The sequence below is a fragment of the Desulfobulbus propionicus DSM 2032 genome (assembly GCF_000186885.1).
GTDB classification, from domain to species: domain Bacteria; phylum Desulfobacterota; class Desulfobulbia; order Desulfobulbales; family Desulfobulbaceae; genus Desulfobulbus; species Desulfobulbus propionicus.
In genome coordinates, this window is the sequence record NC_014972.1 from 271,747 (window position 1) to 285,783 (window position 14,037).

Consider the following 14,037-nt stretch of genomic DNA (forward strand, 5'->3'; position numbering starts at 1 on the left):
ACCATGGCCAGCGACAGTCTGCTGCGATTCGATCGCGACCACCTCTGGCACCCCTACACCTCGACCACCCGGCCGCTGCCGGTCTATCCGGTGGCTTCGGCTTCGGGCGTGCGCATCCGGCTGATGGACGGCCGGGAGTTGATCGACGGCATGTCCTCCTGGTGGTGCGCCATCCACGGTTACAACCACCCGGTGCTCAATCGGGCGATCCGCGAGCAGAGCGAGCGCATGGCCCACGTCATGTTCGGCGGCCTGACCCACGAACCGGCGGTGGAGCTGGGCCGGCTCCTGGTGCAACTCACGCCGGAACCGCTGGACAAGGTCTTTCTCTGCGACTCGGGCTCGGTCAGCGTCGAGGTGGCCCTGAAAATGGCCCTGCAGTACCAGCAGGCCATGGGCCGGCCGGAGCGGCACCGGCTGCTCACCGTGCGCGGCGGCTACCATGGCGACACCTTCCATGCCATGTCGGTCTGCGACCCGATCACCGGCATGCACACCCTGTTCGAGCGTTCCCTGCCGCAGCAACTCTTTGCCCCCCGCCCCACCTGCCGCTTTGGCGGCCCATGGGACGAGTCCGATCTGGCCTCCATGGCCGAGCTGCTGGCCGAGCGCCATCACGAGACGGCGGCGGTGATTATCGAACCCATTGTCCAGGGCGCGGGGGGCATGTGGTTCTATCATCCCGAGTATTTGCGCGGCCTGCGGCGACTGTGCGACCGCTACGGCGTGCTGCTGATCTTCGATGAGATCGCCACCGGCTTTGGCCGCACCGGGGTTCTCTTCGCGGCCGAGCATGCCGGGGTCGCTCCGGATATCCTGTGCGCGGGCAAGGCCATCACTGGCGGCACCATGACCCTGGCCGCCACCCTGGCCACCACCGAAGTGGCCACCGCCGTCTCCAACGGCGCGGCCGGCGTGTTCATGCACGGGCCCACCTTCATGGGCAATCCGCTCGCCTGCCATGTGGCCTGTGCCTCAATCAACCTGTTGCGGGCAACGCCTTGGCAGGAGCGGGTGGCCGCCATCGCCAGCCAGCTGGAACAAGAGCTTGAATTGGCCCGCAGCCTGCCCACCGTGGCCGATGTCCGCGTGTTGGGCGCCATCGGGGTGATTGAGACCACACAACCGGTGGACATGGCCGTGCTGCAGCGCTTTTTCGTCGACCAGGGAGTGTGGATTCGTCCCTTCGGCCGTCTGCTCTACCTCATGCCGCCCTTCATCATCGAACCGGACGAATTGTCGCAGCTGACGAGCGCCCTGGTTCGGGCGGCGGCAATGGTCCAGTGACCGCAGCCGCCGTTCTTCCAACTCCTTTGCCGCAGGCAAGCGATGAAACGGGAACTGATCAATAAAAGCGTGCTCCTGGCCTTGGTGCTGCTCATCTCGGCCCTGTTCCTCGACATGATCCGGCAGTTTCTGATGCCGATGTTCATGGCCGGCATCTTCTCCGCCATTCTCAGCCCGGCCCACCGTTGGCTGACCGCGAGAATCGGCAATCGGGAGAATATCGCCTCGATCCTGGTGATCGTCGGCATCGTGGTGCTGGTGCTGGCGCCGCTGTCCATCCTTGTCGGCGTGGTGGTCGGCCAGGCCATCAGCGTCAGCCAGTCGGTCACCCCCTGGGTGCAGTCTTTCATCAACGAGCCGACCGCGATCACCGCCTACATGGAAAAATTTCCCTATTACAAGGAAATTCTCCCCTACCGGGCGGTGATCATCGAAAAAGCCGGGATGATGGTGGGCAATCTCTCCACCTTCCTCATCAACAGCCTCTCGGAGGTGACCAAGCTGACCGTCAACGCGGTCTTCAGCAGCGTGATCATGCTCTACGTGATGTTTTACTTCCTCACCATGGGCGAGGTGCTGCTCACCAAGATCCTCTATTTTCTCCCCCTCCAAGACCGCGATGAACGTCGTCTGTTGCGGCGGTTCACCTCGGTGACCAAGGCCACCCTCAAGGGCACGCTGATCATCGGCGCGCTCCAGGGGTTCATCTGCGGCGTGGCCTTTGCCCTGGCCGGGATCCAGGGACCGGTGTTCTGGGGCACGGTCATGGCGGTGATGTCGATCATTCCCGCCTTTGGCACGGCCATTGTCTGGGTGCCGGCCCTGATCATCCTCGCCCTCAAGGGACAATTTTTCGGTGCGGTCATCCTCGGTGTGCTCTGCGGGGCGGTGGCCGGCAACCTCGACAATCTGCTCCGTCCCCGGCTGGTGGGCAAGGACACCGAGATGCACGACCTGTTCGTCCTCTTCGGGACCCTCGGCGGCATTTCCATGTTCGGTGTTCTCGGCATCATCATCGGTCCGATCGTCGCCGCCCTGTTCATCACCATCTGGGAGATCTACGGCAAGGCCTTCGAGGCCTATCTGCCCGATGTCGGGCCGTTGTTCAACCACAACCCGAGTGGGGGCGCCGTACCGGACTCCCTGACTGCCGAAGAGGTATCCGATGCAACCGCGGAGTCGCCTCGCACGGCCGGGGAGGACGCCCCCAAAGCGGAGGAGCGGACAAGCGGCGACACAAACGGAAAGAGGGATTGAACGTCCCGCCTTTCTTCGGTACGCCTGGACCATCGGCAGCGGTACCGGTGGCGGCGCGTGATCGATCAGCGCGGGAACGGGCCGCAAGGCGTCATCACTTTTCAATTAAAACAGCTTGTTGGAGGCATGCATGAGCGAAGCGACCCGGGTCAAGAATACAGGGCTGCGTGGAGTGACCGTCGCCGATTCGGCGATCAGTTTCATTGACGGCGAAAAGGGGGTACTGATTTACCGGGGCTATCGGATCGAGGATCTGGCCGACCATTCGTCCTTCATGGAAACCGCCTTTTTGCTGCTGTTCGGCACCCTGCCCACAGGCGAACAGCTGGAAGGATTTACCGGTCAGGTCAAAGGCATGCGTCAGGTGCCGCCGTACGTGCTGGAGAGCATGCGTCACTGGCCCAAGGATGCCCGGCCCATGGATGTGCTCCAGGCGAGCGTGCCGCTGCTGGCCATGGCCGAGCAGCACAGCGATACCATGGACCGCGATGTCTGCCTGCAGCGGTCCATCGGTCTGCTGGCGCAGATGCCCACTCTGGTGGCCGCCTGGCACCGTATCCGCACCGGCCAACCGGTGCTCGAACCGGACCCGGACCTGGACCATGCCGCCAACTTCCTGTGGATGCTCCAGGGGAAAAAACCGGATGCGGCCACGGCCCACGACCTCGACGTCTGCCTGATTCTCCATGCCGACCACACCTTCAATGCCTCGACCTTTGCCGCCCGCGAGGTGGTGTCCACCCGGGCCAGCCTCTATGCCGGGGTGGCCGCCGGCCTGGGGGCGCTGTCCGGCAGCCTGCACGGCGGCGCCAACGCCAAAGTGATGGAAATGCTGCTCAAGCTGGAAAACGAACCGGATGTCGAGGGATGGGTGAAGAAACAGCTCAGCGAGGGGGACCGGATCATGGGCATGGGGCACGCCATCTACAAAACCGGCGACCCGCGCGCGGTCTACTTGAAGAAAATGGGCCAGCGGCTGGGCGAGAAGACCGGCGGCAAATGGGCGAGCATCTCCCAGCGGATCGAGCAAACCGCCTTGGCCATCTTTGCCGAGCGCGGCAAGACCACCATCCTGCCCAACGTTGATTTCAACTCGGCGCCGGTCTATTACCTTATGGGCATTCCCACCGATCTGATGACTCCGGTGTTTGCCGTTTCGCGGGTCGCCGGCTGGTGCGCCCATATCATCGAGGAGCAGTTCGCCGACGCCCAGGGCAAACCGGCGCTCTATCGGCCCCAGGCCCAGTACGTGGGTGAATACTGCGGCCTGATGGGCTGCGAGTATTCGCCGGTGAACAAACGGGAATAAGGGTTGGGGGCGGGGCGAAGGCGAGGCCCCGCGGTCACCACGCCGCCGCGGTCAAATCGACCCGTTTATCCGCGATCAGGCGCAGACAGGCATCCACGCTTTCCGCGTGGTAGAGAACGCCCCGGCCTGAACGAATCTCCTCCACCGCCGTTTCCAGACCCAGGGAGGGACGGTATGGGCGGTGCGAACTCATGGCCTCGACCACGTCGGCCACGGTGAGGATTTTCGCTTCCAGCAGGATTTCCTTGTCGGTAAGCCCGCGCGGATAGCCGGACCCGTCGAGATGTTCATGGTGCTGGTAGACGATGTCCGCCACCGGCCACGGGAAGGGGATGTTCTTGAGGATCTCGTAACCGACCTCGGTGTGGCATTTGATGATCGCCCGTTCCTGCGCCGAGAGGCGGGCCGGTTTGGCCAGGTATTCCGAGGGCAGGCTGATCTTGCCAATGTCGTGCAGCAGGGCGGCGAAATGCAGCCCCTCGATCTGCTTCTCCGGCAAGCCCAGTTCGCGGGCAATGGCGCAGGCCAGCGTGTCGACCCGCATCTGGTGGCCAGCGGTGTAAGGGTCGCGTTTTTCGGCGGCCAGGGCCAGCGACTTGACCGTTTCCTCCAAACTGGTGTGCAGCTCGTCGCGGCTCTTTTTCAGGGCCTCGATGGCGTTCTTGCGCTCGGAAATGTCGCGGGCAATGCCCCGGTACCCCAAAAGCTCACCGTCATCGCCGAACACCGGCACCCCGTTTTTCTCGATCACCACCACTCGTCCGTCCCGGGTTTGACACACGGTTTCAAAGCCGTTGAACGGTTTGCGCGACGCGATCAGTTTCTTGAAAATACGGCTGGTGCGGTCTAGTTCCTGAACGGCGACCAGGTCCTCCAGCTGCTTGCCGATGATCTCCTCGGCCGCAAACCCCAGCAGATCGCGCACCTTGGGGCTGCTGTAGGTATAGGCCCCGGCCGGATCGATCTCCCAGATCCAGTCGCTGGTGGTTTCCACCAGGGAGCGGAACCGCTCGTTGCTCTCTTCCAGGGCGGTCAGCAGCCGTTCCCGCTCTTCCCAGATGATCCGCCGCACCCGATCGGCCAGCACCGTATGGCGGATGATGTAGAAGGCGAGAAAGGCGTTGAGCAGGAGAATGACGGTGGCAATGGCGTTGAGCTGTTTGGCGATCAGGCCGATTTCGACATTGACATCGTCAATGTACAGCCCCGTGCCGATTACCCAGCCCCAGGGCGCGAATCCCTTGACATAGGACAGTTTGGGCACGATCCTGTTGGGGTCGTCCTGCCACTGGAAGAGATATTCCACATAACCGGCACCCTGGGCCTTGACCACCCGGACGAATTCTTCCAGCAGGTTCTTGCCCGTGGGATAGCGGAAATCCGGGACCGCTTCGCCGCGCAGATCGGGGCGGTAGGGGTGGACCACGATCAGGGCGTTCATGTCGTTGATCCAGAAGTAATCCTTGTTGGCCGGACCGTAGCGGAGGTCGGCAATGATCTGCAGAACCTGCTTTTGTGCAGCCTCGCGGCTCATCTCGCCGTTGCGCTCCATCTTCTCATAGGCAGCGATGACATCGTAGACGATCTCGGCCATTTCCCGCAGCATCTCCCGTTTTTTTTCCAACAGGTTTTCCTTGAACGACGGGAGGATGATGACAAAGGTGGCGGTGACGAACAGCAGAATGGTGAACAGGGCCGGCAGGGCGATCCTGATGGAGATGGCATGGGCGAATTTTCGTTTTTTTTCCTTCTCCATGCACGGTACCGAGGCGGGGGATGGCTGGTTGAGAAACAGGAGACGAACATCGGCGCTCAAACCGGAACAACGGTGTTCCCCGCAGCCCGGCGGTCCCGAAGCCGCGGTGCATTCGCCGCGCGCGATGTGTCCCTCATGCGCGCAACATAATGGCTATGTCCAAGATCAGCAAGGATTCTTCCGCGTTTTCCCGTTGACAGGCCAATCGGCGGCTGTGATCTGCCGCTGGACAGGGTGTGCACATTGCGCTTGACTTTACCGGCTCAATCAAGTTCCTTTACACACAAGTTTCAGGTTCCTTTCGAGGATTAATAGGGAACTCCGTGGAATTCGGAGACGGGCCCGCCGCTGTAACCGGGGACGACCACCACAGTTCAGTCACTGACCTTCAGGTTGGGAAGGCGTGGTGGAAGGGTGAACCGGAAGTCAGAATACCTGCCTGAAGCGTGACAGTCGCTCTCCGCGGATCTGAGAGACGGCGCCGAGACGAGGATCAACCAGGGCATCCCCGGATCATTTGCACACAATGATCCGGGGATTTTTTTTGTCGATTCAGCGCGGCTCCCGGATCGCAGGGACGGAACGCCTGGCAGCGCATCGTGTGTGGACGCTGCCGCTTTTCCGTGGAACGGCTCCTTGAAACGAAAGGGGCCTGTGTGAGGAAGCAAGGTTTGTTGTTGGCCATGTCCGGGATGCGCGGCGGCGGTATTGTTTGCCGGCGATATTGCCGCCCGCTCTCCTCCTGCCTCCCTGTATCGCATTCCTGCCCCCATCGTGACCTGCCCGAAGCCATTCGACCCCGTCGTTCGGGAAGAATGGGCGAGGCGATCCCAGTTGCAAACGAGTCGCCTCCTTTTTCTGCGGTTCCGGGTGCCTCCGGCGCGCCGAGAGCCTTCCTCTCTCTCGCCCCGCAGGCGACAAAACGGTGTTTGTCTCAATAACCCCTTGATTTTCGATGAAGTTATAACGATAATAAAAACAATCCGCTCTGGCAAACGTATCCTGATCTGGTCAAGGAGGAACAAGATGACCGACCCGAAGAACACTTCACTGCATGCCCACATCCTTGCTGTCAAAAAAGGTGAACGGGTTTTTGAAAATGCCTTTCAAAGTGTCAGCCGGATGATCCTGGAAAAGGACATCAACAAGGTCACGGTCAACGGCAAATCCACCTTTGATTTCACCATCTTCCGCGAAGGCAAGAAACACATCATCGGCATGTACGACGAGATCAACTCGTTCGTCTCCTTTGTCAAGGACGCCTCCCAGGGCGGCTCCTCCAAGGAGATGGCCTTTGTCCTCGTCGGCGAGCCGGGCAACGGCAAGACCTTCCTGGTCGAGTATCTGTGCAGTCTGTACCGCGATTTTCTCTCTCGGCCCAAGAATCGGAAATACACTTTTCGGTTCACCAATCTCGACCGGATCGGCAGCTACGGCGCCATCAGAATGATCGAGTCGCAGACCTACGAGGATCCGATGATCCTGGCCCTCAATCTGTTTGAGAGCAAAAGCGAATCGATGCAGTACCTCGCCAAGAAATGCAAGGTCAGCGACGCCACCCTGGAGACCTGGGCCGAGAATTACCGGCCGCTGGGCGCCTGCTCGGCTTATATCTGGAACGACATTCGCACGCTCTGCGGCGACGACGTCGAGGCGATGCTGCAATGCGTGGAGATCGTGCCGGTGCCGCTGGTGGAGAGTTTGGGCACGGTCACCGGCAAATATCCGGCCAAGGACAAGATCACCAGTTCGGCGGTGGATCTGCTCGGCGAGGAGTCGATCCAACGGCTGTTGCACATCACCGACACCAACAATCCCTACCGGTTCGACCTGCGGCGCGGAGCCCTGGCCCGGGTGGCCGGCGGCGGCATCCATTTCAGCGACGAGATCTACAAGAACAAGAAAGACCTGGTGCAAGTGTACCTGGGGATCATTCAGAACCGGACCATCGAGATCGATGGCTACCGCTGGCCGATCGACACCCTGATCATCGCCACCAGCAACAACTCGGAATTCAACCGTTTCCTCGCCGAAAAGGAAGAAGCGCCGATCATCGACCGCTGCCGCATCTGCTATGTGTCGCACAACACCAACTACCGTCAGCAGCGCGATCTGACCGCCTACGCCATCGGCAACGAGTCCAAGACCACCCTCACCGGCAACGTCATGCACCAGGACCCGAACCTCAACTACGCCGCCTCGGTGGCCGTGGTCCTCACCCGTCTGCCGCGCTCGGAGAAGCTGACCCCGATCGAGACCATGAAGCTGGCCGCCGGCGAGGTGGCGGGCGAAAAGAGCCTGAAGACGCTCGCCGAGGTGATCGACACCCTCAACCAGGAGCACGACATCACCAAACGTTTCGGCCAGAAGGGACTGGGCCAGCGCAACCTCGGCCGCACCATGCAGCTGATGCTCGAGAGTTCGGAGACCAACGAGGGCAAGTGCATGTTCGCCTACGACGTGTTCACGGCGCTGGAGCGGGTGATCCTCGACTATGTGTCCGAGGCGGCTGACCGGGCCAAATTCCTCGATGATCTCAAGATCGCCAAGGGACTGTACCGCGAGCGGATCATGACCGAGATGTTCAACGCCTACATGGACGAACCGCTGGCCATCCGCAAGGACGTGCTCAACTACGTCAACATGATCATCGGCATCGACGCCGAGAACCTGGGCGTGGATCGGATGTGGAAGTACAAGAACCCCCAGACCGGCGAACTGCAGGCCTTAAAGATCGACGAACGCTACATCGATTCGGTCGAAGCCTGCCTCGGCTTGAAGATCCGCGAGCAGAAAGACAGCTTCCGCACCTCGATCCGCAAGATTTATGGCCAGAAGATTTCGGTCAATCCGGACTACGATTTCATGGACAATCTGGAGTTGGTCAAGGCGGTCACCGATGTTCGCCTGAAATCCGACATCGCCGGTGCCGGCAGCCTGATTGGCGCGCTTGCCAACCGCACCAACGAGGAGAACCAGAAGCTCTACGACCGGATGATCGACACCATGCTGAACAAGCTCGGCTACTGTGTCACCTGCGCCCAGAAGACCATCGAGTACTTCTGTACCCAGGTGGATGAGAACTGAGGGTGGAGGCAACGGACCAGGGGCAGCCATGTACAGATTACGGCAACTCTATCAGCGGCTCGAAGCCAAGGGACTGACCGACGACCAGCGGCGGGTGATCGAGCGCGAGCTGGCGATGGCCGAGCAGGGGAGCGATCCCGTACGTGACCATCTGATCGGTCCGCCGCCTGTGGCCCGTTCGCTGTACAGCTACACTGATCCGCAGATGCTCGGCCAGGGCAATCCGTCGCCCCTGATGTCGCTGGTGGCGGCCCAGTCGCTCGATCATCTGCTCCAGCGTGACCTGCAGCGGGAAAAAGACGGCTTTCCGCGCAAGATCCGAGTGGGCAAGCTGGTCAAGCCGGGCCGGGACGGCGACGACAAGGTGGTGGTCATCCCGACCACGGTCGAGGAAAAGCTGATCCACGACCGCATCCCCGAAGAGGAGGAAGGCGAGGGTGGAGAAGGCCAGGGGCAAGGCGAAGGCGGGGCTGGCGAGGGTGAAGAGGGCGAGGTGATCGGCGAGCAGCCGATCCGCGAACAGCAGGGCGGCGGCAGTGGCGCCGGGCAGGGCCAGGGCGGCACCCACGAACTGGAATCCACGGTTTACGATCTGGGCCGCATCCTCACCGAACAGTTCGCCCTGCCCAACCTGCGCGATAAGGGCAAGAAACGCTCGTTGACCCGTTTTGCCTACGACCTGACCGACAAGAATCGCGGCTTTGGCCAGATCCTCGACAAGAAGGCCACCCTGAAGCGGGTGTTGCAGACCAACATCGCTCTGGGGCGCTTGCAGGCGGGCACCCCGGTCGATGTCAACACCCTGATGGTCTCGCCCCGTGACCGGGTCTACCGCATCCTGTCCAAGGAAAAAGACTACGAGTCCCAGGCGGTGGTCTTTTTTGTTCGCGACTATTCGGGATCCATGGCCGGCAAGCCGACCGAGTTGGTAGTCAATCAGCACGTGCTCATTTACGCCTGGCTGAGCTACCAGTACCAAAATCAGGTGGAAACGCGCTTCATCCTCCACGATACCGAGGCGCGGGAGGTGGAGAACTTTCAGGCCTATTACCAGATGCAGGTGGCCGGCGGCACCCAGGTGAGTTCGGCCTACCGTCTGGTCAACCGGATCGTGGCCGAGGAGGAACTGGCCCGCGACTATTCCATCTACGTTTTCCACGGCACCGACGGCGACGATTGGGATACCTACGGCGAGGAGTCGTTGCCCGAACTGGAAAAGATGCTCGTCTACGCCAGCCGCGTGGGGATCACCATTGCCGAGAACGGTCTCGACGGCACCCGTCGCACCGAGGTGGAAAAATATCTGAGCAAGTCCGGTCTGCTGGAGTCACGCAAGGCCCTGCTGCGCTTGGACGTGATGTCCAAGGAGAGCACCGAGACGCGGATCATCGAGGGCATCAAACATCTGATTTCTGAATGAGGGCGGGGCCTCCGGTGCGAGTATGGAACTGATCAGTCAGCATGCCAAACGGATCATGGAGGGGTGCAAGGAACGCGCCCGGCAGGCAGGCCTGCGCTTCGAGGACGAGACCCTGGAATACGTGGTCACCAACCGCGACATGCTGGAACTCGGCCCCAAGGTGATGATCCCCACCCTCTACGATTACTGGGTGCAGGAGGTGGAGGTGCTGCGCGAGCAGGGCCGCTACGAGCTGTATCCCAACAATCCCTACGAGACGGTGATCAATACCCGGCCGCCGATTTCCTACTACAACGACAACAATCCCGATTGGCTCAACGTGATGATTTTTTACCACGTCATCGGCCATATCGATTTTTTTCAGAACAATCTCTTCTTCCGCCACACCTGGGACTACGATTTCACCGGCCGGGCCCTGGCCGACAAACGGCTGTTCGCCAAGCTGCGTTCGGAAAAGGGGCGCTGGGTGGATTATGTGATCGAGTTCGCCCGCACCATCGACAACCTGGTGGGCTATTTCGATCTGCTGGCCGATGTCGGCCAAGCGGGCGGCGACCAGCCCCTCAGTCTGCTCGACTACTACTTCGATGTCTTTCTCCAGCGCGGGCCGAAAACAATGGTGAGCACCTATTCCCGGGAGATCGAACGCTACAACCGGATGTGCAGGGAGTATCCCGAAGACGGGGATCTGCGCTTTGTCAAGAGCGTCACCGAGAAGTATACCGAACTGGAGAGTTTGCACGCCAGGAAGCTGAAGGAAAAAAAGAGCGTCGGCCGCACGGACCTGCTCCAGTTTCTCATGGAGTATTCGCCCTTTCTCAACCAGGAGAAGAACCGCTGGATGCTGATGATCCTTGAGGTCATCCGTTCGACCTCGCTCTACTTCCAGCCGCAGATCCGCACCAAGATCCTCAACGAGGGCTGGGCCTCCTACTGGCATGACACCCTCTTCCTCGGCGATGAGCGGATCAGGGGCCACGAGGTCGACTACGCCATTGTCAACGCCAAGGTGACCTCCATGCCCCGGGTCGGGCTCAACCCCTATGCCTTGGGGCTGCGGTTGTTCCAGCATCTGGAGGAGCAGGCGGACAAGGGACGCACCGGGTTGGAATACTTTCAGACCGCCGACCGTGAGCAGCGGCGCCATTTTGACCGGGCCACCGGCCAGGGCAGGGAGTACATCTTCCACATCCGCGAGAACTACTGCGATTCAATGTTTATCAACAGCTTCATCGACCAGGAGTTTGTTGACCGCTACCGCTTGTTCGTCGCCGGCAAACGGCTCAACCGGGAACGGATGACCTGGCAGTACTATGTCAAGAGCCGCAAGGCCGTCGATTACCGACAGATGGTGGCCGAGAGCCTGTATCATCCACCGCGCGTCGAGGTGACGGTGGCGGAGAACAATGCCCTGGTGCTTGACCATGTGTTCGAGGGGAAACCCCTGTTGCGCGATTTCATCCAGGGGGTGCTGCTCGGGGTGGAGTTTCTCTGGGGCGACGAGGTGCATCTCTATACCAGCGTGCCCATTCCGGTCAAGGCGGGCAAAGAGGACGGACAGCCCCGGGAAGAAACCCCGAAGCGGACCATCAGCTGGAAACGGTTCCGTTTCACCATGAAAGACAGGACCCTGTCGCGGACGCTCGCGGAATGACGGCTCGGCGACAAGGAAAGGGAACGTTATGGGTGCACTGACCAAAGCCTTGCAGACCCTGCACAAGTATCGGGGCGATCACAATCGGCAGGCGGAGCTGTCGTTCACGCAATTCCTCCGCGAGGTGGTCGAGCGGCCGGAACGCAATATCCGCAACGTCACCCAGGTCTATGCCGACATGGTACATCATTTTGTCCGCAACGGCTTTGACGAATACCGCAACGATCCGGAATCGATCAACTATCTGCACTACGACTGTAGCCGCCTGTTTGTCGAGGGCTCGGACCGGCCCTTCTTTGCCGATCGTCTCTTTGCCAACCGGCTGGTTCGCCATGTGGAATCGCTTTCGGTTGGCGACCAGCAGAACAAGATCTATATTTTCGACGGTCCGCACGGCAGCGGCAAATCGACCTTCCTCAACAACCTGCTGCGCAAGTTCGAACAGTATGCCAACACTCCGGAAGGCAGTCGGTTCGAGGTGGTATGGCGGTTGAAGGTTCCCGAATCGGTTGGTGGCCAGACCATGGGCAGCGATCAGGGGGAAGGCGGCCATTGGCTGACCTTGCCCTGCCCGAGTCACGATCACCCGCTGTTGCTCATCCCCAAGGAAATCCGGCGCCAGTTCCTCGATGAGCTGCTGGAGGACGACCGGTTCAAGGCCCAGCTGTTCACCGAGAAGAAATACGAATGGGTGTTCCGCGAGGAGCCCTGCACCCTCTGCCTGTCGCTCTACCAGGAGCTGCTGAAAAAGGAGGGCGATCCCCTCAAGGTGCTGGACCATGTTTTTGCCCGGCCGTATGTGTTCAATCGGCGGCTGGGGGCCGGCATTTCGGTGTTCAACCCCGGCGACCGGCGCTCGCAGCGCAATGTTCGCACCGACGACGAGGTGCAGCGTACCCTCAACAGTCTGTTCTCGCCCGCCGGCAAGGTGCCCTATCTCTACTCAGGCTATGCCAAGAGCAACAACGGCATCTATGCCTTGATGGACGTCAAGTCGCACAATACCGAGCGGTTGATGGATCTGCACAACATCATCAGCGACGGAGTGCACAAGGTCGATCATGTCGAGGAGCGGGTCAATTCCCTGTTTTTCGCCCTGATGAACCCAGAGGACAAGAAGGTGCTCACCGATCTGGCTGCCTTCTCCGACCGGATCGAATATGTCAATATTCCCTATATTCTCGATATTAAAACTGAAATCGAGATTTATCGTGAGGTCTTTGGCCGGCACATCGATGCCAGTTTTCTCCCCCGGGTGCTGCACAACTTTGCCCGGGTGATCGTCGCCACCCGGCTGCGGACCCGGTCGGAGGCCATGCTCGAATGGATTCAGGATCCGGACAAGTATGCGCTCTACTGCGACAAGAACCTGCAGCTGCTCAAGATGGAGATCTATACGGGCCACATCCCGCCCTGGCTGAGCGAGGAGGACGTGGAGCGGTTCACCTCCAAGCGGCGGCTGAAAATCATCGCCGAATCGGAACAGGACGGCTGGCAGGGGTTGTCGGGTCGTGATTCCATCCGCATGTTCAACGAGTTCTATGCGCGCTACGCCCGTGAGGACAAGCTGATCGACATGTCGATGCTCGGCCTCTTCTTCCGCAAATACTGCAAGAAGGACAAGACCTTCCTGCCCATGGGCTTTCTCGATTCCCTGTTGCGGATGTACAACTACGCCGTGTTGCAGTCGGTCAAGGAATCGCTCTACGACTACAACGAGGAGCAGATCGCCCGCGACATCCAGAACTATCTGTTCGCGGTCAACTTTGAACCCGGGACCAGCGAAACCTGCCGCTTCACCGGCGAGCGGCTGGACATCAACGAAGCCTTCTTTCAACGCATCGAGTCCCGGTTGATGGTCTCGTCCGCCGACGCCACGGCCTTCCGCAACAGCGTGCAAAAGGCGTACACCACCACCACCCTCACCCAGGAAATCCTGCGCGACAACCTGGACATCAGCCAAACCGCGCTGTACCTCCACCTCCACGAACGCTATATCCACCATCTCAAGGAAAAGGTGCTCGACCCCTTTCTGGAGAACGAGAATTTCCGCCGCGCGGTCAAGGAGTTCGATCAGGAGTCCTTCAAGACCTATGATCACAAGATCCAGAGCGATGTCCGTTTCATGATGCACAACCTGCAGAAAAAATTCGGCTATACCCGTCAGGGCGCCAAGGAAATCTGCATCTACGTCATCGACAACAACTTGGCCCGGGTCTTTTCCGAGCAGATCAACTACGGGCAGCTCATCCCCTGAGAACGGTCGA

General features: G+C 60.4%; 8 protein-coding genes and 1 riboswitch. Of the genes, 7 read left to right on the forward strand and 1 reads right to left on the reverse strand.

Annotation, left to right across the window (positions count from 1 at the left end):
• Nucleotides 1-3: 3 nt before the first annotated feature.
• The 3 genes from bioA (at nucleotide 4) to DESPR_RS01365 (ending at nucleotide 3,853) form a co-directional block, all read left to right on the forward strand.
• On the forward strand, nucleotides 4-1,287 hold the full coding sequence (gene bioA, locus DESPR_RS01355) for an adenosylmethionine--8-amino-7-oxononanoate transaminase (RefSeq protein WP_015723011.1): 1,284 nt from the start codon (nucleotides 4-6) through the stop codon (nucleotides 1,285-1,287).
• 42 nt (nucleotides 1,288-1,329) lie between these two features.
• Nucleotides 1,330-2,544, forward strand: coding sequence for an AI-2E family transporter (locus DESPR_RS01360; RefSeq protein WP_015723012.1), 1,215 nt, complete (start codon nucleotides 1,330-1,332; stop codon nucleotides 2,542-2,544).
• A 130-nt stretch (nucleotides 2,545-2,674) separates the two neighbouring features.
• On the forward strand, nucleotides 2,675-3,853 hold the full coding sequence (locus DESPR_RS01365; protein WP_015723013.1) for a citrate/2-methylcitrate synthase: 1,179 nt from the start codon (nucleotides 2,675-2,677) through the stop codon (nucleotides 3,851-3,853).
• A gap of 34 nt (nucleotides 3,854-3,887) precedes the next feature.
• On the opposite strand, the gene DESPR_RS01370 is transcribed toward DESPR_RS01365, so the two are convergent.
• Nucleotides 3,888-5,609, reverse strand: coding sequence for an HD domain-containing phosphohydrolase (locus DESPR_RS01370; RefSeq protein WP_015723014.1), 1,722 nt, complete (start codon nucleotides 5,607-5,609; stop codon nucleotides 3,888-3,890).
• A 275-nt stretch (nucleotides 5,610-5,884) separates the two neighbouring features.
• A riboswitch (cobalamin riboswitch) is annotated at nucleotides 5,885-6,066 on the forward strand.
• 569 nt (nucleotides 6,067-6,635) lie between these two features.
• Here DESPR_RS01370 and DESPR_RS01375 point away from each other — a divergent pair.
• From DESPR_RS01375 to DESPR_RS01390, 4 genes are read left to right on the forward strand one after another with little or no spacing between them, the layout of a single operon-like run.
• Nucleotides 6,636-8,696: a serine protein kinase PrkA gene (locus tag DESPR_RS01375; RefSeq protein ID WP_015723015.1), complete on the forward strand. Its 2,061-nt coding sequence runs from the start codon at nucleotides 6,636-6,638 to the stop codon at nucleotides 8,694-8,696.
• 28 nt (nucleotides 8,697-8,724) lie between these two features.
• A complete protein-coding gene (locus DESPR_RS01380; RefSeq protein ID WP_015723016.1) occupies nucleotides 8,725-10,116 on the forward strand; it encodes a DUF444 family protein in 1,392 nt (463 codons plus the stop codon).
• Between the two features lie 22 nt (nucleotides 10,117-10,138).
• Nucleotides 10,139-11,770, forward strand: a complete 1,632-nt coding sequence (locus DESPR_RS01385; RefSeq protein WP_015723017.1) for a SpoVR family protein — start codon at nucleotides 10,139-10,141, stop codon at nucleotides 11,768-11,770.
• A gap of 28 nt (nucleotides 11,771-11,798) precedes the next feature.
• Nucleotides 11,799-14,027, forward strand: coding sequence for a serine protein kinase PrkA (locus DESPR_RS01390; RefSeq protein ID WP_015723018.1), 2,229 nt, complete (start codon nucleotides 11,799-11,801; stop codon nucleotides 14,025-14,027).
• Nucleotides 14,028-14,037: the final 10 nt, after the last annotated feature.